The sequence below is a fragment of the Segnochrobactrum spirostomi genome (genome assembly GCF_009600605.1).
GTDB lineage: Bacteria > Pseudomonadota > Alphaproteobacteria > Rhizobiales > Segnochrobactraceae > Segnochrobactrum > Segnochrobactrum spirostomi.
Map to the genome: position 1 here is coordinate 4,108,823 of NZ_VWNA01000001.1, position 22,067 is coordinate 4,130,889.

21 protein-coding genes are annotated in these 22,067 nt (G+C 67.8%); 10 read left to right on the plus strand and 11 right to left on the minus strand.

Going from position 1 to position 22,067, the window contains the following annotated elements:
* The first annotated feature begins 43 nt into the window (after positions 1–43).
* Positions 44–403: an SUF system Fe-S cluster assembly protein gene (locus F0357_RS18500; RefSeq protein ID WP_376767839.1), complete on the plus strand. Its 360-nt coding sequence runs from the start codon at positions 44–46 to the stop codon at positions 401–403.
* Between the two features lie 540 nt (positions 404–943).
* Complete coding sequence (locus F0357_RS18505) at positions 944–1,354, plus strand: HesB/IscA family protein (protein WP_153485746.1); 411 nt, start codon at positions 944–946, stop codon at positions 1,352–1,354.
* Between the two features lie 50 nt (positions 1,355–1,404).
* On the opposite strand, the gene F0357_RS18510 is transcribed toward F0357_RS18505, so the two are convergent.
* Positions 1,405–2,598, minus strand: coding sequence for a helix-turn-helix domain-containing protein (locus tag F0357_RS18510; protein WP_153485750.1), 1,194 nt, complete (start codon positions 2,596–2,598; stop codon positions 1,405–1,407).
* Positions 2,599–2,647: 49 nt separating this feature from the next.
* A complete protein-coding gene (locus F0357_RS18515) occupies positions 2,648–3,349 on the minus strand; it encodes a hypothetical protein (RefSeq protein ID WP_153485753.1) in 702 nt (233 codons plus the stop codon).
* A 167-nt stretch (positions 3,350–3,516) separates the two neighbouring features.
* Here F0357_RS18515 and tgt point away from each other — a divergent pair, with 167 nt between their 5' ends.
* Both tgt and F0357_RS18525 read left to right on the plus strand, forming a co-directional pair.
* Positions 3,517–4,644, plus strand: a complete 1,128-nt coding sequence (tgt, locus tag F0357_RS18520) for a tRNA guanosine(34) transglycosylase Tgt (protein WP_153485763.1) — start codon at positions 3,517–3,519, stop codon at positions 4,642–4,644.
* A 153-nt stretch (positions 4,645–4,797) separates the two neighbouring features.
* Complete coding sequence (locus F0357_RS18525; protein WP_153485766.1) at positions 4,798–5,700, plus strand: DUF3313 domain-containing protein; 903 nt, start codon at positions 4,798–4,800, stop codon at positions 5,698–5,700.
* 122 nt (positions 5,701–5,822) lie between these two features.
* On the opposite strand, the gene F0357_RS18530 is transcribed toward F0357_RS18525, so the two are convergent.
* The 7 genes from F0357_RS18530 to F0357_RS18560 are packed head-to-tail and all read right to left on the minus strand — an operon-like array spanning position 5,823 to position 12,386.
* Positions 5,823–6,182 carry a cupin domain-containing protein gene (locus F0357_RS18530; protein ID WP_153485769.1) on the minus strand — a complete coding sequence of 120 codons (360 nt, stop codon included), beginning with the start codon at positions 6,180–6,182 and terminating at the stop codon, positions 5,823–5,825.
* Positions 6,179–6,856, minus strand: a complete 678-nt coding sequence (locus F0357_RS18535; protein ID WP_153485773.1) for a cysteine hydrolase family protein — start codon at positions 6,854–6,856, stop codon at positions 6,179–6,181. Before F0357_RS18535 ends, F0357_RS18530 begins: the two co-directional genes overlap by 4 nt.
* A gap of 16 nt (positions 6,857–6,872) precedes the next feature.
* Positions 6,873–8,384, minus strand: coding sequence for an ABC transporter ATP-binding protein (locus F0357_RS18540; protein WP_153485782.1), 1,512 nt, complete (start codon positions 8,382–8,384; stop codon positions 6,873–6,875).
* A gap of 10 nt (positions 8,385–8,394) precedes the next feature.
* The gene (gene biuH / locus F0357_RS18545) at positions 8,395–9,114 is read right to left on the minus strand and encodes a biuret amidohydrolase (RefSeq protein WP_153485784.1); all 720 of its coding nucleotides are present in this window, start codon (positions 9,112–9,114) and stop codon (positions 8,395–8,397) included.
* Between the two features lie 33 nt (positions 9,115–9,147).
* Complete coding sequence (locus tag F0357_RS18550; RefSeq protein WP_153485787.1) at positions 9,148–10,071, minus strand: ABC transporter permease; 924 nt, start codon at positions 10,069–10,071, stop codon at positions 9,148–9,150.
* Positions 10,072–10,080: 9 nt separating this feature from the next.
* Positions 10,081–11,202: an ABC transporter permease gene (locus F0357_RS18555; RefSeq protein WP_153485791.1), complete on the minus strand. Its 1,122-nt coding sequence runs from the start codon at positions 11,200–11,202 to the stop codon at positions 10,081–10,083.
* Between the two features lie 53 nt (positions 11,203–11,255).
* A complete protein-coding gene (locus F0357_RS18560; RefSeq protein WP_153485796.1) occupies positions 11,256–12,386 on the minus strand; it encodes a BMP family ABC transporter substrate-binding protein in 1,131 nt (376 codons plus the stop codon).
* 265 nt (positions 12,387–12,651) lie between these two features.
* Between F0357_RS18560 and atzF the strand changes: the two genes are divergently transcribed.
* Positions 12,652–14,376 (plus strand): allophanate hydrolase, encoded by a 1,725-nt coding sequence (atzF, locus tag F0357_RS18565; protein ID WP_153485806.1) that lies wholly within the window; start codon positions 12,652–12,654, stop codon positions 14,374–14,376.
* On the opposite strand, the gene F0357_RS18570 is transcribed toward atzF, so the two are convergent.
* Both F0357_RS18570 and moaB read right to left on the minus strand, forming a co-directional pair.
* Positions 14,358–15,077 carry a GntR family transcriptional regulator gene (locus F0357_RS18570; protein ID WP_312861660.1) on the minus strand — a complete coding sequence of 240 codons (720 nt, stop codon included), beginning with the start codon at positions 15,075–15,077 and terminating at the stop codon, positions 14,358–14,360. The genes atzF and F0357_RS18570 overlap by 19 nt on opposite strands.
* On the minus strand, positions 15,074–15,634 hold the full coding sequence (moaB, locus tag F0357_RS18575) for a molybdenum cofactor biosynthesis protein B (protein WP_153485816.1): 561 nt from the start codon (positions 15,632–15,634) through the stop codon (positions 15,074–15,076). Before moaB ends, F0357_RS18570 begins: the two co-directional genes overlap by 4 nt.
* Positions 15,635–15,794: 160 nt before the next feature.
* On the opposite strand from moaB, the gene F0357_RS18580 reads away from it, so the two are divergent.
* The 5 genes from F0357_RS18580 to F0357_RS24235 all read left to right on the plus strand — a co-directional run bounded on the left by F0357_RS18580 (position 15,795) and on the right by F0357_RS24235 (position 22,055).
* Positions 15,795–18,092, plus strand: a complete 2,298-nt coding sequence (locus F0357_RS18580; protein ID WP_153485819.1) for an NADP-dependent malic enzyme — start codon at positions 15,795–15,797, stop codon at positions 18,090–18,092.
* Between the two features lie 164 nt (positions 18,093–18,256).
* Positions 18,257–18,709 carry a MarR family winged helix-turn-helix transcriptional regulator gene (locus tag F0357_RS18585; RefSeq protein ID WP_153485821.1) on the plus strand — a complete coding sequence of 151 codons (453 nt, stop codon included), beginning with the start codon at positions 18,257–18,259 and terminating at the stop codon, positions 18,707–18,709.
* A 66-nt stretch (positions 18,710–18,775) separates the two neighbouring features.
* Positions 18,776–20,071: an HlyD family secretion protein gene (locus tag F0357_RS18590; protein WP_312861661.1), complete on the plus strand. Its 1,296-nt coding sequence runs from the start codon at positions 18,776–18,778 to the stop codon at positions 20,069–20,071.
* Between the two features lie 57 nt (positions 20,072–20,128).
* On the plus strand, positions 20,129–21,685 hold the full coding sequence (locus tag F0357_RS18595; RefSeq protein WP_153487328.1) for a DHA2 family efflux MFS transporter permease subunit: 1,557 nt from the start codon (positions 20,129–20,131) through the stop codon (positions 21,683–21,685).
* 208 nt (positions 21,686–21,893) lie between these two features.
* Complete coding sequence (locus F0357_RS24235) at positions 21,894–22,055, plus strand: hypothetical protein (protein ID WP_208948423.1); 162 nt, start codon at positions 21,894–21,896, stop codon at positions 22,053–22,055.
* Positions 22,056–22,067 lie beyond the last annotated feature (12 nt).

The window sequence follows — 22,067 nt, forward strand, 5'->3', positions numbered from 1 at the left end:
CGTCGCGCCCGACGGCGGGACCGCGCCTGCGGCGGAGGCCGCCCTGGCGGGCGACGGCGAGGCTGCGCCGCGCACGTCCGCTTTGCCGCCCGAGGAGGTCGAGCGGCTGACCGACGACATCATCGCCGCGCTCAAGACGGTCTACGACCCCGAGATCCCGGCGGACATCTACGAGCTCGGCCTGATCTACAAGGTCGATATCGAGGACGACCGCTCGGTGAAGATCGACATGACGCTGACCGCGCCGGGCTGCCCGGTCGCCGGCGAGATGCCGGGCTGGGTGCAGAACGCGGTCGGCTCGGTTGACGGCGTCGGCGACGTCGAGGTCAAGATGGTGTTCGATCCGCCCTGGGACCCGAGCCGCATGTCCGAAGAGGCGAAGGTCGCGCTGAACTGGTATTGAGAGGCATTCGCGGGGGTTCGGTGGCGTGGTAGGGTTGCCACGGACGGCTGAGCTTTGCGGGTGAGGGTGACGCCGCAGCGGTCGGCGGTCCGGCTCCCCACTCTCCGCGTCATCGCCCGGCTTGTCCGGGCGATCTCGGGCGGAGGGCGCGGTGCGTGTGGCTGGATCCCCCGGACGAGCCGGGGGATGACGACGGAGAGGGATCGAGCGAGGCGGCGTCGCCGTCCAGCAAGGGGCGAGGCGAGCGGTCGAGGGGCATGCCGTGAAGTCCGGCGCCGTCTTGCTTCCCCGCCCGCAGTGGTCATTGCCGGCCTTGTGCCGGCAACCCAGGGGCGGCACGGTCGTGGTACGCGGCCATCGCCCCTAAGGGGGCGGGGCGTCGAGCCCACCGCGTCATCGCCCGGCTTGTCCGGGCGATCTCCAGCGGCAGGCGGCGCCGGTGGCGAGAACGTGCGGGACGGCTTGCGGCCGATCCTGCGGTACGATGTTGCGAGGCGGGGCGGCCGGGTGGCCGGCCGCGTCAGAAGAGGACGTGTTGCGATGACGATTTCGACCGCGCCGGAGAAGACCGCCGCCCGTCCGCGTCGCCGGCTTTCCGTGATCACGCTCACCGAAGCCGCCGCGGAGCGCGTCCGCGAGATCCTGAGCGCCAAGGAGCAGCCCGAGGGCGGCCTGCGCGTCGGCGTGCGCAACGGCGGCTGCGCGGGGATGTCCTACACCATGGACGTCGTCGCCGCCCCGGAGCCGGGCGACGAGGTGATCGAGGACAACGGCGCCCGGGTCTTCGTGGCGTCCGCGGCGGTCTTGTTTCTGCTCGGCAGCCGGATGGACTTCCGCACCACCAAGCTCTCGGCGACCTTCGTGTTCGAGAACCCGAACGAAGTCTCCGCCTGCGGCTGCGGCGAGTCCGTCTCCCTCAAGGCCGCCGACCCGGCGGCGCTGGAGGGGTAAAAATAGAACACGGTAAGCTCAGAAGCTTTCCTAAGCGCCACGGAGGGTTCTTATAGGCGCTTGCCCCTGTCACTAATGTTGATCACCTTTGCCTCCTGCGAGGGAGCGATATTTGATTTAACAACGGGATGTAGGCGAATTAAATTAACATTGGAAGGGGTGAGTAAACTCTCCGAAATGCCAGTGAGGTTGGAAATATCTTTCGGACGAAGATTTATATTTCTGAAAAGTTCACTTCTTGAGATGCCTCCCTCCGACAAAGCGATATTAATGGAAGCTGCCAAATTATGGGGTTGCTCGACTTCGATGACGTCATCAAGAGGTTCAAAGCCACGCCACCGCCGATAGCTATAATATTGCCAAAGCTTGCGCTCGTAATCTGCGGAGACTCGTTCCATTGCAGATAGGCGCTTAATCATCGCTGCGACGGAAACCTTCCACTTTAATTTTATACCAAGAAGGGCATCGAGCGAAAGAGAGCGCACATCGTCGCCGAAGCTTGCATCTGGCAATAAGAAAGCCCCGGCGAACAACATTGCTTGCTCTTCAATTAAGTTGAAGTGGGCATACAATTCGTCCGGAGTGACATGCTTGTGGAGCACAATATGCCCCAGTTCGTGTGCGGCATCGAAACGACGACGGACTCCGACATTCTTATCTCGGGCGAGGAGCATGTACGGCCTGCCATTGCTCCACCGCGACACGCCGTCGAGTTTCTCGGAGCCAAGCTCATCGTGGCCGACTATTACTCCCGCATTTTCGATGACAAGCAGCAAATCATCAATGGGCTCTTCATTAAGTGACCAGTGCTCTCGCAATAGCCTCGCGCAATGCTCTACATCTGATCCTCTCAGAGTTCGAAAGTCTCTGCCGCCGATTATGTCAGGGATATCTACATCTGGAAGATCAATGTACATTGATATGGCATCAAAAATTGACTCTATGAAGTCTAGCTTCGCCTCTGCTTTGTCACGCATGCGGCCAAGCGCTGACTTCAGAGATCGAAAAAATGATGCGCCGGACGCCCTGTCGGCTGGCTTAAAGAACCAGCCCGAATCAACCTCCAACACCGTTGAGAGTGTGTGAATTACAGACGGCTCTGGGGCCTGATCGCCGCTTTCCCATTTGGATACGGTCCCGTCCGATCGATCTACAAGGACGGCCAGTTCCCTTTGTAGCAACGCGCGCGCCGCGCGAGCCATGCGCAGCCGCGCAGGCACGAAGCCTTCAACGCCCGTAGGCATGGCAGTCACCCCACTACTTTATTTTACGCACTTCACTATTCAATAGTTTCTACTTTGCGTCCGTCGACGGCTTTTTTCGAAGCTTGGGTAGCTTTCGAACCGGAGCCTTTCTCGTCGGACGCTTCAGGGTCGTGATGTTATCCCGAAGATAGGTGAAAATCTCTTCAAATGAGTACGAGTGGTACTTATTTCGCAAGTCTTTCGAGGGGATCCATACTCCCAAATAAGTTGGGATATCTGGTGAGTTATTGCTGTGCTCTGAAACGATCATAGCGCCGAACGCGCCGTCAGGGATCAGCGTTGTTAGGTTGGCGACCGGTTCATCAAACAGACTCAGTTGCGGGTTCAGTGGCTCATTGCGGCTGCATAGCTTTGCCACATAGGCCGATCGCGTCCTCAGCCGCTGAGGGGCGGTGAGGTTAGGGCGTGATACTATTCCGATTGCGAGAGTGAATGCTCCCAGCAGAATTGTAGGAAAACTCCAGTTACGGAGGCTATTCCATCCGGTTCCGATCTCGATGCCTGTCCGAGCGGCTGCGTTGCGGGCGGCGCGTTCGATGTAATGGCGACGCAAAACACCCCGCGCCTGCTTTGCGGACGGGACGCTGGCTTCGGGTACCACACGCGCTGCATCAGCGGTGGCTGCCACCATCTCCTCTTCTAGAGCCCGAAAGAAGCCCAGCAGCACCTTAGGGTCATGAGAACGACAGAGAAGCTCCAGGGGTCGTTTATGCTGGGGCATTTTGGCCATGCGACGCCGCCTTCGAATGTATGACAAAGGCATCATAAACTTTCGTACGACGTGATGCAATATGCGTCATTTGAGTTCCCTCTGGCCCTTATGCCCCCATCCCACCCCGCCCGTTCCAATGCTATGACAGCCCCGCCGGGCAGGATCGCCCGGTTCGGACCGGATCGATGACCCCCTTCGCCTTTCAGCTTCTCGCCCGCGACGGCGCCGCGCGCCGCGGGCGGCTCTTCACCGCCCACGGCACCGTCGAAACCCCCGCCTTCATGCCCGTCGGCACCCAGGGCACCGTCAAGGCGATGTTTCCGGAGGACGTGGCGCAGACCGGCGCCGAGGTCGTGCTCGGCAACGTCTATCACCTGATGCTGCGCCCGACCGCGGAGCGCGTCGCCCGGCTCGGCGGCCTCCATGTCTTCATGCGCTGGCCGAAGACGATCCTGACCGATTCCGGCGGCTTCCAGGTGATGTCGCTCGCCGCGCTGCGCTCCCTCACCGAGGAAGGCGTCGCCTTCCGCAGCCATCTCGACGGCTCGCGCCACATGCTGACGCCCGAGCGCTCCGTCGAGATCCAGGGCCTGCTCGGCTCCGACATCCAGATGCAGTTCGACGAGTGCGTGCGCCTGCCGGCCTCGCGCGAGGAGATCGAGCGCGGCATGCGGCTCTCGCTGCGCTGGGCCGAGCGCTCGCGCCGCCGCTTCGAGGAGCTCGGCGGGCCGGCCAAGGGGCAGGCGCTGCACGGCATCGTCCAGGGCGGCGACGATATCCGGCTCCGCATCGAATCCGCGGCCGAGCTCGCCCGCATGCCGTTCGAGGGCTATTCGATCGGCGGCCTCGCGGTCGGCGAGCCCCAGGCGGTGATGCTCGCGGTGCTCGACGAGACGCTGCCGGTGCTGCCGCAAGAGAAGCAGCGTTATCTGATGGGGGTGGGCACGCCCCACGACATCGTGGAATCCGTCGCCCGCGGCATCGACATGTTCGATTGCGTGATGCCGACCCGCGCCGGCCGCCACGGCCTCGCCTATACCCGCTTCGGCAAGATCAACCTCAAGAACGCCAAGCACGCCGACGATCCGGCGCCGCTCGATCCCGAGAGCGATTGCCCGGCCGCCCGCGACTACAGCCGCGCCTACCTCCACCACCTCATCAAGACCGGCGAGGCGCTCGGCGCCATGCTGCTAACCTGGAACAACATTTCCTATTATCAGCGGCTGATGCGCGACATCCGCGCCGCCATCGACGCCGGCACCTTCGAGGCCCTGCGCGCCGAGATGGACGCCCTGTGGGCGAAAGCGGCGTGACCTGCATCCTCAAGTGAACCGTATCGAGGGCTCCTGCGTAAGCTTGACGACGGGGCCGCGCTCAGGCTTCGTATCAGTTTGATACAGGCAAGTTTTATTTTGGAGCGGTACGTGGGTGGATTCGGGCGAGGCGCGCGCGGCGCGGCGGCGGTGATGGTGGCATCCGTGGCGCTCGCGGGGTGCGCCAGCGCGCCGCTCGCCCCCGGCGGCGATCTCGCCCAGGAGAAGGGGCTCGTCCAGAAGAACGGCCTGCGCGCCAAGATGCTGGTGCGCGTCGACAAGAAGGCGGTCGAGGCGGCCAAGACGGTGCGCATCGAGCCCGTCACCATCGCCGCGAACGCCAGCAAGAAGCCGTTGAACGAGAAGGACCGGCGCCTCCTCGAGAACGCCATCGGCCGGCGCATCTGCGACGGGCTCGCGCAAGGCTATCAGGTGGTGCCGATGACGAGCCCGGCCGATCTCACCGTCGAGACCGAGATCACCTATGTCGGCACCACCGAGGGCGCCGCGGCCGGCGCCTCCAAGGCGGTGTCGATCGCGACCTCGGCGTTGACGCCGGTGCCGTTCGTGCCGCGGCTGCCGATCGGCCTCGGCGGGCTCGCCGTTCAGGCGGAGGCGCGCGATCCCACCGGCAAGCGCGTCGCCGTCCTCGTCTGGTCGCGCGGGGCGGACATGTTCACCAACGGCGGGCGCATGTCGGATGTCGGCGACGCGTACGCGCTTGCCGACGATTTCGGCAACGATTTCAGTGAGATGGTGACGAGCGGCACGGACCCGGTGTCGGCCGGCGTCAAGCTGCCGACACTGATCGGCCACAAGTCGTCGCCGATATGCGATCAATATGGTCAACGTAATTTCGTGGCGAACTTCGTCGGCGACCGCCTCGGCCTGCCGCCGGATTGGACCGACCAGGCCGGCAACGCGGGGACGGGGACGGCTGGCAGTGCCTCGACGACCTCTGCCGCCGCCACGCCGGGCACGGCCACCTCCGGCACTGCCACGTCCGGAACAGGTGGGGCGACAGCGGCGAAAGCTGGGGCGAAATCGGGCACCTGACGGCCGAGGCAGACCCGTCCGCACTGAAGGGCTATGGCTGTGGTTCGATCCGCGCCGCCGTGCCCTTCTCCCCGGTTCCGGGGAGAAGGGCACCGCCACGCCGATGAGACGACCCTGCCACCTCACAGAATCCGGATCGGCTTCTCCCAGACGATCAGCACGACGCAGCCCTCGGCGCTCGTGACGGAATGCCGGCTGCCGGGCGGGTTGATGACGACCGAACCCGCCGGATAATGGCCGTGTTCGTCCTCCTGCGAGCCTTCGAGGACGAAGATGTGCTCGTAGCCGAGATGTTCGTGGGGCGGGGCGGCGGCACCGGGCTCATAATGGAGCACCGCTGCGCCGGGGCCGTCCTCCACCTGATAGAGCCGGTGGATGGTGAGCCCGGGCCGGAACGGGCCGAAGGCGAGCGTCTTCCAGCCGCCGGCGAGAAGGTCGGCGAAGGCGAGGGGGCCGGGGGAGAGGGTTGCGGTCGTCGTCATGCGTCGGCCTTCGCGAAAGCGGCTTCGATCGAAGCGACGGGCGCCGTCCAGCCGACGATCCCGCCCTGGGCGCGGACCATGGCGAGCGTCGCCGCCTTGAAGTCGGGAAAATAGCTTTCGGTCGCGTCCTCGACGAGCAGGCATTCGTAGCCGCGGTCGTTCGCCTCGCGCATCGTCGTCTGCACGCACACCTCCGTGGTGACGCCGCCGATCAGGAGCGCGGTGATGCCGCGCGCCGCGAGGATGTCGGCGAGACCCGTGCCGTAGAACGCGCCCTTGCCGGGCTTGTCGACGACGATCTCGCCGGGCTGGGGGGCGAGCGCGGGGATGATCTCGACGCCCGCCGCGCCGCGCACCAGGATGCGCCCCATCGGCCCCTCGTCGCCGATGCGCAGCGCCGGCGCGCCGCGGTCGCGCTTCGCCGGCGGGCAATCGGAGAGGTCCGGGGCGTGGCATTCGCGGGTGTGGACGATCACGAGACCGTTCGCCCGGCCGAGAGCGAGGAGGCGGGCGGCCGGATCGACTGCCGGGGCGAGGCGGGAGACGTCGTTGCCCAAAGTGGCGCCGAAGCCGCCGGGCTCGAGAAAATCCCGCTGCATGTCGATCATCACGATCGCGGTGCGCGCGGGCACGAAAGAGAACGGGAAGGGCTCAGCCTTTTCGATCACCGGCATCGGGCGCGTCCTCTCCTCAAGAATGGCCGACCATGTGGCCGCCGATGACGTGGGCATCCGCCGCGCCCGCCTCCGCCTCGTAGACGATGCGCCCCTCGCGCATCACCACGACGCGGTCGGCGAGCTCCAGGATCTCGTCGAGATCCTCGGAGACGAGGAGAACGGCCGCCCCGCCATTGCGCGCCTCGACGATGCGGGCGCGGATCTCCGCCACCGCCTTCACGTCGAGCCCGAAACAGGGATTGGCGACGATCAGGAGATCGACGTCGCCGTCGAGCTCGCGGGCGAGCACGGCGCGCTGGACATTGCCGCCGGAGAGCGCGCGGATCGGCGCGAGCTCGGACGGGGCGCGGATGCCGTAGCCGGCGATCGCCTCCGCGGCGAAGGCCGCCATGCGCTTGCCGTCGAGCAGGGCGCGGGGACGGCCGGCGTCGTCGCGATCGAAGCGGCGCAGATTGAGATTGTCGCGCACCGACATGCCCGGCACGCAGGCATTGCGCAGCGGCTCCTCCGGCAGCACGCGGACCTTGAGCGCCTGCGCCTCGTCGCGGCGGGCATGATAGGGCTTGGCGGAAATGCGGATCTCCCCGGCAGTCGCCTTGCGCTGACCGCCGAGCACCTCGACGAGGTCCTTCTGGCCGTTGCCGGAGACGCCGGCGATGCCGACGATCTCGCGCGGGCGCACTTCGAGGCTCTCGATGGAAAGCCCCGGATGGCCGACGTCGCCGATGGTGGCGAGGCCCGAGACGACGAGCCGCGGCACCGGCTCGGCCGCGCCGTGCTTCGGCATGCCGGCGGGTTCGTGGCTCTCGCCGATCATCAGTTTCGTCATCGCGGCGTGGTCGAGATCGGCGACCCGGCCGCCGCCGACCATGCGGCCGCGGCGCAGCACCGAGACCTCGTCGGCGAAGGCGTCCACCTCCTTGAGCTTGTGGGTGATGATGATGGTGGTGAGGCGGCCTTCGTCGACCATCCCGCGCACCACGCCCAGCACCTCCTCGGCCTCGGCCGGGGTCAGGGTCGAGGTCGGCTCGTCGAGCACGATCAGCCGGCGGTCGAGATAAAGCTGCTTCAGGATCTCGAGCTTCTGCCTCTCGCCGGCGGCAAGGGTGCCGACGGCGACGTCGATCGGCACCTTGAACGGCATGGTGGCGAGGAACGCCGCGAGCCGCTCCCGTTCGCGCCGCCACGCGATCACAGAGGGCACGTCGGCGCGGGCCATCACGAGGTTCTCGGCCGCCGTCATCGACGGCACCAGCGTGAAGTGCTGATAGACCATGCCGAGGCCGAGCCGGTCGGCATCGGCCGGCGCCTCGATCGCGACTTCCTTGCCGTCGACGATGAAGCCGCCCTCGTCGGCCCGGTAATAGCCGAGCAGGCATTTGACGATGGTCGATTTGCCGGCGCCGTTCTCGCCGAGCAGCGCGTGGACGGTGCCCGGCGCGATCTTCAGCGAGACGTCGGAGAGAGCCGTGAAGGCGCCGAACCGTTTGGTGACGGAGGCCGCCTCGATGCCGATCGCGCGCATGGGGACCTCCTTACGGCAGGACGGCGAGGAGGGCGGCGCTGTCGGCCACCGCGCCGAACACGCCGCCCTGCATCGTCACCATCTTGAGGGCGGCGAGGTGGTTGCCGTGGTCGGTGGCGCCGCAGCAATCCGACAGGATCACGCACTCGAAGCCGCGATCGTTCGCCTCGCGCATGGTGGTGTGGACGCAGACGTCGGTGGTGATGCCGGTCAGCACGATGTTGCGGATGCCGCGGGTGCGCAGGATCAGCTCGAGATCGGTGGCGCAGAAGCTGCCCTTGCCGGGCTTGTCGATGACGACCTCGCCGGGAAGCGGCGCGAGCTCGGGAATGATCTCCCATCCCGGCTCGCCGCGCACCAGGATGCGGCCGCAGGGGCCGGCGCCGCCGATCTCGGCGCCGATCTGGGCCGAGCGCCAGCGCTTGTTCTCCGGCAGGTCGGAGAGGTCGGGGCGGTGGCCTTCGCGGGTGTGGATGATGGTGTAGCCCTTGGCCCGCATCGCCGCGAGCAGCCGGGAGATCGGCTCGATCGGGGCGCGGGTCAGCGACAGGTCGTAGCCCATGGAATCGACGTAGCCGCCCTTGCCGCAGAAATCGGTCTGCATGTCGATGATGACGAGGGCGGTGTTTTCGGGCTTCAGATCGCCATCGAAGGGCCACTGATAAGGCTCTGACGCGACGAAGGTTCCGGCGGGCTCGGCGGAGCGGGAGAGGGCGGTCACGGCGGGCATGGAGCGTCTCCTCGGATCGTATCGGACGGGCGGTCAGCGGGTCAGCGAGAGTTCGCCGGGCATGCCCTTCAGGGTGCGGCCCGGCACGACGGTGAGCGCCATGAGGACGAGGGTGAGCACGTAGGGCGCGGCGTAGAAGAGGTAGTAGCCTTTGGTGATGCCGACGGTCTGGAGCGAGGGGCCCAGCGCCCCGGCCGCGCCGAACAGGAGCGCGGCGGCGACGCAGGTCAGCGGGTTCCAGCGGGCGAACACGACGAGCGCCACCGCCATCAGGCCCTGGCCGGACGACAGGCCCTCGTTCCAGCTTCCGGGATAACAGAGCGAGAGGAAGGCGCCGCCGATGCCGGCGAGCGCGCTGCCGGCGGCGGTGGCCAAGATGCGGATGCGCTCGATCTTGAGCCCCATCGCCTTCGCCGCATCGGCGCTGTCGCCGACGATGCGGATGGTGAGCCCGATGCGGGTCGCCCGGAAGCCCCAGCTCAGCACGCCCGCGACGATCAGGCCGAGGAAGAAGAGGGGGCTGACGTCGAGGGCGCTGCGGATCTGCGGCACGTCGGACCAGAAGCCGAGCGGGATCGGCGGCAGCAGCGGCGCGCTCGGCTGCACGTAGGGCTTGCCGAGGAAGAAGGCGAGGCCGGTGCCGGCGAGCATGATCGCGATGCCCATGGCGATGTCGCTGACCCGCCGGAGGCTGCACAAGGCGGCGTGAATCGCGCCGATCACGGCGCCGCTCGCCGCGGCGGCGAGGACGCCGATCCAGGGATTGCCGGTCTCGTAGGAGATCGCGTAGGCCGCCATGGCGCCGAACACGAGGACGCCCTCGTTGCCGAGATTGATGCGGCCCGATTTCTCGGTCAGGCACTCGCCCAGGCTGACGAACAGGAACGGCGTGGAGACCCTGAGCGCGCCCGCCAGCATAGCGACGAGCAGGGTCGTGAGAGCGCTCGTTTCGGCCATGGCTCTCTCCTATTTGGCGCGGGGACCGAACCAGGCGAAACGGCCGTAGAGCGTTTCCCCGGTCAGGATGGCGACGAAGATCAGGCCCTGGAGCACGACCACCGTCGCGTCCGGCAGGCCCATGCGGCGCTGGATGAGGCCGCCGCCGGCGGAGATGCCGCCGAGCAGCACCGCCATCGGCGGAATGGCGAGCGGATTGTGGCGGGCGAGGAAGGCGATGAGGATGCCGGCATAGCCGTAGCCGGCGATCAGCGAGGCGTTGGCGCTGCCTTCGACCGCCGCGACCTGGATCGACCCGGCGAGGCCGGCGCAGGCGCCGCCCATGACGCAGGCGAGGATGATGAGGCGGGCGACCGGCAGGCCCTGGACCTCGGCGGCGCGGATGTTGCCGCCCGTCACCCGCGCGGCGAAGCCGAAGCTCGTGCGGTAGATGAGGAACCAGAAGGCGAGGCAGGCGAGGACGCCGACGACGAGCCCCGGATGCAGGTCGGAGCCGAACAGCGTCGGCAGCGCCAGGGCCTCGCCGATCGGGTAGGTCGAGGGCTTGTTGAGGCTCGCCGGATCGCGCAGCGGGCCTTCGACCAACTGGTTGAAGAGGGCGATTGCCACATAGGACAGGAGCAGGCTCACGATCGTCTCGTTGAGCCCGCGGGCGGCGCGGAACCAGCCGGTCAGGCCGATCCAGAGCCCGCCCGCCGCCATGCCGGCGACCGCCATCGCAATCCAGGCGATCGGGGCCGGGAGGCCGACGAAGGGCAGGGCGGCGACGGCGGCCGCGAGCCCGCCGAGCACCACCGCGCCCTCGCCGCCGATCACCACCAGGCCGAGCTGCGCCGGCAGCGCGACGCAGAGCGCGGTGAGGAGGAGCGGCGAGGCCTTCACGAGCGTGTTCTGGAGCGAGAACCAGCTCCCGAAGGCGCCACGCCAGAGCAGGGAGAAGAACGTCTCCGGCGATTTGCCGAGCCAGAGCAGGAACACGCAGAAGCCGAGAGCGGCGAGGAGCAGCGCCGCGAGGGGCACCAAAACCGCCTCGAGCGCCCGCCGCAGCGGGTAGGTGCGGTCGGCGGGCGGCTGCGAGACCGGCAGAGCGGGCCGATCCGTCCGGTCGGCATCGAGGGGTACGGCGGTCATGGCGGACCTCGCGGCGTCTGGGGGTGGACCTGCTGAGGCGGACCTGCGCAGGCTCAGGAGGTGGTGCCGATCACGCCCTCGACGAGATAATCCATGGATTCGAGCTCGATCGCGGTCTCCGGATAGGCCTTGCCGGCGGCGACGACCTCCTTGCCCTTGTTGTCCTTGAGCGGCCCTTTGATGATGGCGTAGCCACCCTTCATCATCTCCGCCTTCACCGCGTCGGCGTTCTGCCGCGCCGCCTCCGAGGCGGCCGGTCCGTAGGGTGACATCTTGACGAAGTTCTCGGCGAGGCCGCCGCGCACGAAGTTCGGCAGCGGCTCACCCTTCAGCGCCTTCTCGACGAACATCGTGTAGACGGTCGCCCAATGCCACTCGGCGCCGGTCAGGTAGCCCTTCGGCGCGAGCGAGGACTGATCGGCGTGGTAGCCGCACGAATAGACGCCGCGGCGCTCCGCCGTCTCGATCGTCACCTTCGGGCCGTCGACGTGGCACGTGATCACGTCGGCGCCTTGGTCGATCAGGCTGTTGGTGGCCTCGGCCTCCTTCACGGGCAGCGACCAGTCGCCGGTGAAGATCACCTGCGTGGTGATCGAGGGATCGACGGATTTGGCGCCGAGGGTGAAGGCGTTGATGTTGAGCAGTACCTGGGGAATGGGCTTCGCCGCGACGAAGCCGAGCTTCTTCGACTTCGTGGTGTGGCCGGCGACGATGCCGTTCAGATATTGGCCCGACGAGATGTAGCCGAAATAGGAACCGGCATTCTTCGGGTCCTTGCCCTCGCGCCACAGGGCGCCGCAATGGCGGAACTGAACGTCGGGATATTTCTCCGCCATCTTGATGGTGTGCGGGTCGTAATAGCCGAAACTCGTCGGAAAGATCAGCGACGCGCCGTCGAGCTCGATCATGCTCTGCATGGTCTTCTGGACGTCGATCGTCTCCGGAACCTTCTCCTCTTCCAACACGGTCACGCCGGGGATGGCCTTCACCGCGGCGGCGCCTTCGGCGTGGGACTGGTTGTAGCCGAAATCGTCTTTGGCCCCGACATAGATGAAGCCGACGACGAGGCCTTCAGCCGCGGCGGCGCGGTTGAGGCGGAACGAGGTGTTGAGGGCGAGCCCGGCGGTGCCGGCGGCGAGGCCTTGCAGAACGCGGCGGCGGGTGAAGGCGGAACGAATGAGCATTGGACCGATCCCCATCTGTGCGAGCGCCTTTCGCGGCGCTTGGTCCTCCTCACGCAAAGGGCGTGCCAGCGCGGCCTTGCAGCCTTTCACGGGGGACGACGGCGTTCGGGGAGTGGATATCGAGCCATATTGCATGCAATTTGGAACATGGATGCACGCAAGATAGGCATTGGCGTGGACATATCGACGTTCATTGCATGCAATCTGGAAACGGCACGCCGATTGCGTAGGATGGCTCGGACGGTCCGGAACGAGAGGTGCGTGAATGTCGGCTCAGGTCTCGAAGACGCGGGCGAAGCTGGAGATCGGCGGGCTCGGGGCGGCCTATCGGTCCGGTACCACGACGCCGGGCGCCGTGTTCGCGGCGCTCGAGGCGGCGTCCCGGGCGCTCGACGATCCGGCGATCTGGATCACGCCGCCGGATCGCGATCGGCTCGCCCGCGAGGCGGAGGCGCTGGAGCGCATGACGGGGGCCGAGCGCGCCACGAAGCCGCTCTGGGGCATCCCGTTCGCGGTGAAGGACAACATCGACGTGGCAGGCCTTCCGACCACCGCCGCCTGTCCCGCCTTCGCGACGGTGCCGGATCGGGACGCGGCCGTCGTCGCCCGACTGAAGGCGGCGGGGGCGGTCGTCGTCGGCAAGACCAACCTCGATCAGTTCGCGACGGGCCTCGTCGGTGTCCGCTCGCCCTACGGCGTGCCGCGCAATCCGTTCGACGAGACCCGCGTGCCGGGCGGCTCGAGCTCGGGCTCGGCGGTCGCGGTCGCCCGCGGGCTCGCCGCCTTCTCGCTCGGCACCGACACCGCCGGGTCGGGCCGCATTCCGGCGGCCTTCTGCAACCTCGTCGGTCTCAAGCCGACCCGCGGCCTTCTCTCCACCGAGGGCGTCGTGCCGGCCTGCCGCTCGCTCGATTGTGTCTCCATCTTCGCCCATGGCGTCGCCGATGCGCGGCGCGTGCTCGACGTCGCGCACGGTCTCTCGGCGGGCGACGCCTATGGCCGGCCGCTCGCGCGCCGGGCGGTGGCGGGCTGGTCGACGGTGAGGCTCGGCGTGCCGGCGGTGCCGCAATTCTTCGGTGATGCCCACGCGGCGCGGCGCTTCGAGGCGGCGATCGATCAGGCCCGGTTCCTCGGAGCGACCATCGTCCCGGTTCCCTTCGGCGTGTTCGAGGAGACCGCGGCGCTGCTCTATGGGCCGTGGGTCGCCGAGCGCGTCGCCGCCGTCGGCGACTTCATCGCCGCGCATCCGGACGACGTTCTTCCCGTCACGCGCCGGATCATCGAGAGCGGACGCGATGTGCCCGCGGCCGATCTGTTCCGCGTGCTGCACCGGCTTCAGGCGCTCAAGCGGGAGGCGGACGGGGTGTTCGAGACCATCGACGCGCTGATGGTGCCGACGGCGCCGATCTTCCCGACGCTCGCCGATCTCGAGGCCGATCCGATCGGCCCCAACACGCGGCTCGGAACCTACACCAACTTCGTCAACCTGCTCGATCTCGCGGCGATCGCGGTGCCGGCCGGCTTCCGGGACGACGGGTTGCCGGCCGGCGTCACCTTCATCGGCCCGGCGATGACCGACCACGGCCTTGCCGACCTCGCCGAGGACTGGAGCGGGCTCGTCGAACTCGCCGTCGTCGGGGCGCACCTCGAGGGCCAGCCGCTGCACCACGAGCTCGCCGGTGCGCCGCTCGTGCGCCGGACGTCGACCGCCGCGAACTACCGGCTCTTCGCCCTCAAGGGAACGGTGCCGCCGAAGCCCGGGTTGGTGCGCAGCGCCTCGGGCGCCCCAATCGAGGTGGAGGTCTATGCGCTCGACCACGCCCGCTTCGGCCGCTTCGTGGCCGGGGTGCCGGCGCCGCTTGCGATCGGCACGGTGACGCTGGCGGACGGCAGCGAGGTCAAGGGTTTCGTCTGCGAGCCGTCGGCGGTGGAAGGGGCGCAGGACATCACCCGCTTCGGCGGCTGGCGGGCCTACCGCGCGATCGCCTGATCCGCCTCCGGCGCGGGCAGGGCGGCCGCCTGCGGCGCCTGTCGGGCGGCTTCGGCCGCCTCCGCCGACCATTGCGCCCAGGCGCGGCCGACCGATTGGAGATGGCGGCGCATCGCCGCTTCCGCCGCCTCGCCGTCGCGGGCGCGGATGGCGCGGATCACCGCGAGATGTTCCCGCGCCGATTCCGGCGGCCGCTCGGTCAGGCGGAACTGTGCCGTGGTGAACGGCGCGAGCTTGCGGCGCAGCACGAGCACGGTGTCCGACAGGAAGGCGTTGTGCGCCCCGGCATAGATCGCCTCGTGGAAGGCGCGGTTGGCACCGGGGATCAGATCCTGATCGCCCGCCGCGAGCGCCTCCGCGCAGCGGGCATGGATTTCGTCCAGCCGCTCGCGCTCGATCACCGACATCTTGGCCGCCGCGAGCCGCGCGCACACGGCCTCCGCCTCGCCGAGGGCTTCGAACAATTCGCCCATATGGACCGCCTGCACCCCCGCGACGACGGCGCCGCGGTGCGGCCGCATGTCGATGAGGTCGAGGCCGGCGAGCTGCTTCAGCGCCTCGCGGACGGGCGTGCGCGACACCCCGTAGCGCTGGGCGATCGAGTGCTCGTCGAGACGGGCGCCGGCCGGCAGCTCGCCCTTGAGGATCGCCTCGGCGAGGCGGTCTGTCAGTTCCTCGGTACGGGTTCGGCGTTTGGTCACGCGGTGACGCTCGGGGTTCCGCGCTTCAGGTGCTCGTCGAGGCGCGGCATGATCTCGACGAAGTTGCAGGGGCGGAAGCGGTAATCGAGCTGCCACTTGAGAATGCCGTCCCAGGCGTCGCGGCAGGCGCCGGGCGAGCCGGGCAGGCAGAAGATGAAGGTCGCGCCCGCGACGCCCGCCGTCGCCCGCGACTGGATCGTCGAGGTGCCGATCAGCTCGTAGCTCATGCGGTGGAACAGGATCGAGAAGCCATCCATCCGCTTCTCGAACAGGGGCTCCAGCGCCTCCGGCGTGACGTCGCGGCCGGTGAAGCCGGTGCCGCCGGTGGTGATGACGACGTCGATCTCGGGATGGGCGATCCAGCCGGACACGACGCCGCGGATCGCGCCGATATCGTCCGGGGCGATCTCGCGCACGACCAGTGTGTGGCCGGCGTCGCGGATTCGGTCGGCGAGGGTCGCGCCCGACTTGTCGTCGTCGAAGGTGCGAGTGTCGGACACCGTGAGCACCGCGATCCGCACGGGAATGAAGGGACGGGATTCGTCGAGGCGCGACATCGCGGTCTCCTGGGCGGCTCTCAATCCCGGGGAAGGTAAGGCCTCGCGGGGCGCGATGCCAGTCGTGGACCGCAAGGCTGCTGTCTTAGCATTGCCATATGTGTCGCGTTCCGCTCGGTGCTATCACGGCATTCCAGGCTACGGAGGAGGCGGACGAGGCATGACGGCGACGGGCGAGCCCAGCACGGGCATCAATCTCAAGGATGGCGCGCTCTATTATCATCGCCATCCGCGGCCGGGTAAGCTCGAGATCCGCGCCACCAAGCCGCTCGGCAATCAGCGCGACCTCGCGCTCGCCTATTCGCCGGGCGTCGCCGCGCCCTGCCTCGAGATCGCCGACAAGCCGGAGCTCGCGAGCGAATATACGGCCCGCGGCAACCTCGTTGCCGTGATCTCGAACGGTACCGCCGTGCTCGGCCTCGGCAATATCGGCCCGCTCGCCTCGAAGCCGGTGATGGAAGGCAAGGCGGTCCTCTTCAAGAAGTTCGCCGGCATCGACGTGTTCGACATCGAGGTCGCGGCGACCGAGGTCGATCGCTTCGTCGAGGTGGTCGCGGCGCTCGAGCCGACCTTCGGCGGTATCAATCTCGAAGACATCAAGGCGCCGGAGTGCTTCGAGATCGAAGCGCAACTGCGCGCCCGCATGAAGATCCCGGTCTTCCACGACGACCAGCACGGTACCGCGATCATCGTTGGCGCCGCGGTGCGCAATGCCTTGAGCCTCGCCGGCAAGGCGATCGACAACGTCAAGATCGTCGCCTCGGGCGCCGGTGCCGCGGCGCTTGCCTGTCTCAATCTCCTCGTCAGCCTCGGCGCCAAGCGCGAGAACATCTGGGTGACGGACCTCGAAGGCGTCGTCTACGAGGGCCGCACGGTCCTGATGGATCGCTGGAAGGCGCCCTATGCCCAGAACACCGACAAGCGCACGCTCGCCGAGGTGATCGACGGCGCCGACATCTTCCTCGGGCTCTCCGCCGCCGGCGTGCTGAAGCCGGAGCTGTTGACCAAGATGGCACCAAACCCGCTCATCCTGGCGCTCGCGAACCCCAATCCGGAGGTCATGCCGGACCTCGCCGCCGAGGTGCGTCCCGACGCCATGATCTGCACTGGCCGGTCGGATTTCCCGAACCAGGTCAACAACGTCCTCTGCTTTCCTTACATCTTCCGCGGCGCGCTCGACGTCGGCGCGACGGCGATCAACGAGGAGATGAAGCGGGCCGCCGTCGAGGCGATCGCCGCGCTCGCCCAGGAGCCGCCGTCGGATCTCGGTGGCCGCTCCTATGGCGGCTCGGGCGAGGCATTCGGGCCGAAGCACCTGATCCCGTCGCCGTTCGACCAGCGCCTCGTGCTGCGCATCGCCCCGGCTGTCGCCCGCGCGGCGATGGAAACGGGCGTGGCGCAGCGGCCGATCACCGACTTCGAGGCCTACCACGATCGCCTCAACCGGTTCGTGTTCCGCTCCGGCCTGCACATGAAGCCGATCCTGACCGCCGCGAAGGCCTCGCCGAGCCGCGTCGTGCTCGCCGACGGCGAGGACGAGCGCGTGCTGCGCGCCGCCCAGATCGCGGTCGAGGACGGGCTGGCGCGGCCGATCCTGGTCGGCCGTCCCGCCGTCGTCGAGGCGCGGCTCGAGCGCTACCGCCTGAAGATGCGGCCGGGCCAGGACTTCGAGATCATCAATCCCGAGGACGATCCGCGCTACCGAGATTATGTCGACCTCTATTGGAGCCTCGTCGGCCGTCAGGGTGTGACGCCGGAGGCCGCCCGCATCATCGTGCGCACCAACACGACGGTGATCGGTGCGCTCGCCGTGGTGCGCGGGGAGGCGGACGCCCTCATCTGCGGTCTCGACGGCCGCTTCAACCGCCACCTGCGCGACATCCGCCAGATCCTCGGCATGAAGAGCGGCGTCACCGACCTCGCGACGCTGTCGATGCTGCTCCTCGCCGACGGCGCCTATTTCCTCACCGACACGTCGGTGCAGGAGGAGCCGAGCGCCGAGGCGATCGCCGAGACGACGCGGCTCGCGGCCGCCCATGTTCGCCGCTTCGGCATCGAGCCGCGCGTGGCGCTGCTGTCCCATTCGAGCTTCGGCTCGCGTGACGGCGCCTCGCCGCGCAAGATGCGCGACGCCTGCGAGATCCTGTGGCGCGAATGCCCGGGCGTCGAGGTGGACGGCGAGATGCAGGGTGACGCCGCGCTCTCGATGCTGGTGCGTGACCGGGTCATGCCGAAATCCAAGCTGTCGGCCCCGGCGAACCTGCTGGTGTTCCCGTCGCTCGATGCGGCGAGCATCGCCATGACGCTTCTGACGGAGATCGGCGACGGCATCCACGTCGGCCCGATCCTGATGGGCACGGCGCGGCCGGCCCATATCCTCAACAGCGCGGCGACCACCCGCGGCGTTCTCAACATGATCGCGGTCGCCTCCGTCGACGGACAATCCGCCGTCGCCTGACGCCGCCACACATCCCGAGCTTTTGAGCGCCGGCGGACCCGTTCCGCCGGCGCTATTCGTTTGGGCCATGCGCCCGGCGCGCCGCTCGCGGCCCCGGCCCTGCAAAAACGTGATTGGAAAAAGATATGGAAGCTTATTATATGCCGAGCAGAAGGTAAGCTCTCATGTCTGAACGCTCCGACATCGATCTCGTTCGCCTCCTATCCGAAATCAACGCCTTGCTACGCAGCGAGACGGAGCGGCGCGCGCGCGCTCATGGAACCTCCCGGGCGCAATGGGCGATCCTGTACTGGCTCGAACGGGCGCCGGGACTTTCCCAGAAGGAGGTTGCGAGCCGGCTCGAGATCGAGCCGATCAGCGTCGCACGGCTCATCGACCGCCTCGAGGCGGCCGGCCTCGTCGAGCGGCGGCCCGATCCGGCAGACCGCCGGGTGTGGCGCCTCCATCTGAGGGCGGCGGCAGGGCCGGTGCTGGCGCGCCTCAACGAGGAGAAGGGCGCCCTCAACGCGCTGCTCGCGGATGGCCTCGACGGCGCGATGCGCGATCAGCTCTTGGACGCCCTGCGCGCCCTCAAAGCCAATCTTTCCCGCGAGCGCTCCGGCGACGCGGCTGCCTGACTTCAGCCTGACTTGGGACATCGTCATGCTTGACCGTACATCGCGATCCATCGGGGGGACCAACCGGTGGCTTCGGGCGAAGCGTCCGAGGCGGAGATCTCCGCCCGGGCCGAGCAGCCCGGCCCTCAGACGCCGCCGGCTGCCACGCCGGCGCCCGCCGCGACCGCGCCGAAGCCGGCAGCGGCTGAAATCGGCACCCGGGCCGACGTCGACGAGAAGCGGCGCCTTGGCCGCCGACGCGTCCTGCGGCGCATCCTGATGTTCGGTGGCGTCGCCGCCGTCGTCCTCGGCGCCGGATATTTCTGGCTTGTCGGCGGACGCTACGTGTCCGTGGACGACGCCTACGTCCACGCCCGCAAGCTCCTCGTCGCGACCGACGTGTCCGGCATCGTCCAGGAGGTCGCGGTCAAGGAAGGCCAGCACGTCAAGGCCGGCGACGTTCTGTTCCGCCTCGATCCGAACCCGTTCCAGATCGCGGTCGACGGGGCAAAGGCGAAGCTCGAGCAGGCCGCCGTGCAGGTCGACGCGCTCAAGGCGGATTATTTCCGCATGCAGCGCGACATCGAGGTCGGCCAGGCCCAGGTCCAACTCGATCAGGCGCAATATGACCGCCTCAATGCGCTGGTGAAGACCGATACCGTCTCGCGTTCGAGCTACGACGAGGCGCGGTTCACGCTCGCCGCCGACCAGCACAAGCTCGCCTCGCTCCAACAGGTGGCCAAAGTCCAACTCGCGCGGCTGCGCGGCGACCCCAACCTGCCGGTCGAGCAGCATCCCGAATATCAGCAGGCGCTCGCCGCGCTCCGCGAGGATCAGCGCGAGCTCGACCACGCCGTGGTGAAGGCGCCGTTCGACGGCATCGTCACCCAGGTCGACACCCTTCAGCCCGGTCAATATCTGCCGGCCGACAATCCCGGCTTCGCCCTCGTCTCCAATCGCGAGGTTTGGGTGGACGCAAACGCCAAGGAGACGGACCTCACCAACGTGAAGCCCGGCGACAAGGTGGACGTCAGCGTCGACACCTATCCGGGCCTCACCTTCGTTGGGCGGGTCGCGAGCATCAGCCCGGCGAGCGGCAGCGAGTTCTCGGTGCTGCCGGCGCAGAACGCCTCGGGCAACTGGGTGAAGGTCGTTCAGCGCATCCCGGTGCGCATCGCGGTGGTGCAGGAGGCCGACTCGCCGCAATTGCGCGCCGGCATGAGCGTGGTGGCCGATATCGATACCGGCCGCGAGCGCCATCTGAGCGACCTCTGGAGCGGCTTCTTCGGCGGAACGGCCGAGGCGAAATCGCCGGCGGCTCGGACCGACGGCTCGGTCGCGCTGGCGCCGGCGGCGGACACCGCCAAGCCTGTCGGCCAATAAGGATCCCTCGTGGTGCGGCGCCTGCGCGGCGCCGCCCGCTATTGCAGGTCTTTCACCATGACCGCCGCCGCTGCTGCCCCGACCGAGAGCGCCACCGTGCCGTTCCGGGCGCTGATCACCATCTGCGCCATGATCGCGACGCTGATGCAGGCGCTCGATTCGACCATCGCCAATGTCGCGCTGCCCTACATGCAGGGCTCGATGTCGGCGACATCGGATCAGATCACTTGGGTTCTGACGTCTTATATCGTCGCCGCAGCGATCATGACCGGCCCGGTCGGCTGGCTCTCGATGCGCTTCGGCCGGAAGAACTTCTTCATCGTCTGCCTGATCGGCTTCACCGTCGCGTCGATGTTGTGCGGCGTCGCGCAGTCGCTGACGCAGATGGTGGCGTTCCGCCTTCTCCAGGGTGTGTTCGGGGCGGCGCTGGTGCCGCTCTCCCAGGCGACGATGCTCGACATCTATCCCCCGGCGCAGCGCGGCTCCGCGATGGCGATCTGGGGCATCGGCGTCATGGTCGGTCCGATCCTGGGCCCGACCCTCGGCGGCTATCTCACCGACGTCTACAACTGGCGCTGGGTGTTCTACGTCAACCTGCCGTTCGGCATCATCGCGACGCTCGGCCTGATGATGTTCCTGCCCTCGGACACGAAGAACCCGGGCCTCAAGTTCGATTGGTCGGGCTTCGCCTGGCTCAGCCTCGGCATCGGCGCCTTGCAGATGATGCTCGACCGTGGCGAACAGCTCGATTGGTTCTCCTCGACGGAGATCATCGTCGAGACCGTGCTCGCCGGCCTCGGGCTCTATCTCTTCACCGTCCACATGGCGACGGCGGAGAAGCCCTTCATCAATCCCCGCGTGTTCCGCGACCGCAACGCGGTGATGTCGATGCTGGTGATGTTTGCGGTCGGCATGGTGCTGCTCGCGAGTTCGGCGCTGCTCGCGCCTTATCTCCAGAATCTCGGCGGTTACCCGGTGGCGACCGCCGGCCTCCTGATGGCGCCGCGCGGCTTCGGCACGATGGCGGCGATGATGATCTCCGGCCGGCTCTCCGGAAAGGTGGACCCGCGGGCGCTGATGCTCCTCGGCGTCGCCCTCATCGCGGATTCGATGTGGCGCATGACGGGCTGGACGCCCGACATCGATCCCTGGACGCTGACCGTCGTGAGCCTCATCCAGGGCGCCGGGCTCGGCTTCGTCTTCATCCCGCTGCAGGTCGTCGCCTTCGGCACGCTGGCACCCGAGTTGCGCACGGAAGCCGCGGCGCTCCTCAGCCTCGTACGGAACGTCGGTAGCGCCATCGGCATCTCGGTGACGTCGTTCCTGCTCGCCCGCAACACCCAGATCATGCATGCGGACCTGAGCGTGTTCACGTCGCCCTTCAACCGCAATCTCACGAGCGGGGTGTGGGCGCAGCACATCGATCCTGCCACGGCGACGGGTGCCGCGATGCTCAACGGTGCCGTGACGACCCAGGCGCAGATCATCGCCTATGTGGACGATTTCAAGTTCATGCTGTGGATCTGCGTCCCGACCGCGATCCTGGTGCTCTTCCTGCGCAAGCCGAAGGGACAGCCCGGCGGCGGCGGCGAGGCCCACGCCGTGATGGACTGATCCTCTCTCTCTTGCCGTGTCGCGCAACCTCAGGCCCGTCCGTCCCGCGTCGGCCGATCGGGGAGCGCCTCCGGCGCGGACATGGCGCGCCACGTAATGGGCGCGCCATGTCCGCCTTCTCTGGCGCCCGCGTGGACGGATGGCCGGACGGTCGGCGGAACGTCGGGGGGCATCGGGCGTTCCCGAACATCGTCATCGGGAGGACATCATGTCGGATCGCGACACCATCGGAGAGGCGCCCGTCGGCGCGCCGATCAAAGGACCTACCGAAGCGCGGCAGGGCGTTCCGTTGAACCGGATGCGCTATGTCCTGGGCATCGGCATCGCGTGCGTGGTGATCGGCTTCGCCCTCGTCGCCCTGCTCGCCTGAGCGTTGAGGCGC

Excerpts from the sequence above, each read along its gene's own strand:
- F0357_RS18505 (WP_153485746.1), top strand. The coding sequence starts at position 944 with ATGACGATTTCGACCGCGCCGGAGAAGACCGCCGCCCGTCCGCGTCGC.
- F0357_RS18510 (WP_153485750.1), bottom strand. The coding sequence starts at position 2,598 with ATGCCTACGGGCGTTGAAGGCTTCGTGCCTGCGCGGCTGCGCATGGCT.
- F0357_RS18515 (WP_153485753.1), bottom strand. The coding sequence starts at position 3,349 with ATGGCCAAAATGCCCCAGCATAAACGACCCCTGGAGCTTCTCTGTCGT.
- tgt (WP_153485763.1), top strand. The coding sequence starts at position 3,517 with ATGACCCCCTTCGCCTTTCAGCTTCTCGCCCGCGACGGCGCCGCGCGC.
- F0357_RS18525 (WP_153485766.1), top strand. The coding sequence starts at position 4,798 with ATGGTGGCATCCGTGGCGCTCGCGGGGTGCGCCAGCGCGCCGCTCGCC.
- F0357_RS18530 (WP_153485769.1), bottom strand. The coding sequence starts at position 6,182 with ATGACGACGACCGCAACCCTCTCCCCCGGCCCCCTCGCCTTCGCCGAC.
- F0357_RS18535 (WP_153485773.1), bottom strand. The coding sequence starts at position 6,856 with ATGCCGGTGATCGAAAAGGCTGAGCCCTTCCCGTTCTCTTTCGTGCCC.
- F0357_RS18540 (WP_153485782.1), bottom strand. The coding sequence starts at position 8,384 with ATGCGCGCGATCGGCATCGAGGCGGCCTCCGTCACCAAACGGTTCGGC.
- biuH (WP_153485784.1), bottom strand. The coding sequence starts at position 9,114 with ATGCCCGCCGTGACCGCCCTCTCCCGCTCCGCCGAGCCCGCCGGAACC.
- F0357_RS18550 (WP_153485787.1), bottom strand. The coding sequence starts at position 10,071 with ATGGCCGAAACGAGCGCTCTCACGACCCTGCTCGTCGCTATGCTGGCG.
- F0357_RS18555 (WP_153485791.1), bottom strand. The coding sequence starts at position 11,202 with ATGACCGCCGTACCCCTCGATGCCGACCGGACGGATCGGCCCGCTCTG.
- F0357_RS18560 (WP_153485796.1), bottom strand. The coding sequence starts at position 12,386 with ATGCTCATTCGTTCCGCCTTCACCCGCCGCCGCGTTCTGCAAGGCCTC.
- atzF (WP_153485806.1), top strand. The coding sequence starts at position 12,652 with ATGTCGGCTCAGGTCTCGAAGACGCGGGCGAAGCTGGAGATCGGCGGG.
- moaB (WP_153485816.1), bottom strand. The coding sequence starts at position 15,634 with ATGTCGCGCCTCGACGAATCCCGTCCCTTCATTCCCGTGCGGATCGCG.
- F0357_RS18580 (WP_153485819.1), top strand. The coding sequence starts at position 15,795 with ATGACGGCGACGGGCGAGCCCAGCACGGGCATCAATCTCAAGGATGGC.
- F0357_RS18585 (WP_153485821.1), top strand. The coding sequence starts at position 18,257 with ATGTCTGAACGCTCCGACATCGATCTCGTTCGCCTCCTATCCGAAATC.
- F0357_RS18595 (WP_153487328.1), top strand. The coding sequence starts at position 20,129 with ATGACCGCCGCCGCTGCTGCCCCGACCGAGAGCGCCACCGTGCCGTTC.
- F0357_RS24235 (WP_208948423.1), top strand. The coding sequence starts at position 21,894 with ATGTCGGATCGCGACACCATCGGAGAGGCGCCCGTCGGCGCGCCGATC.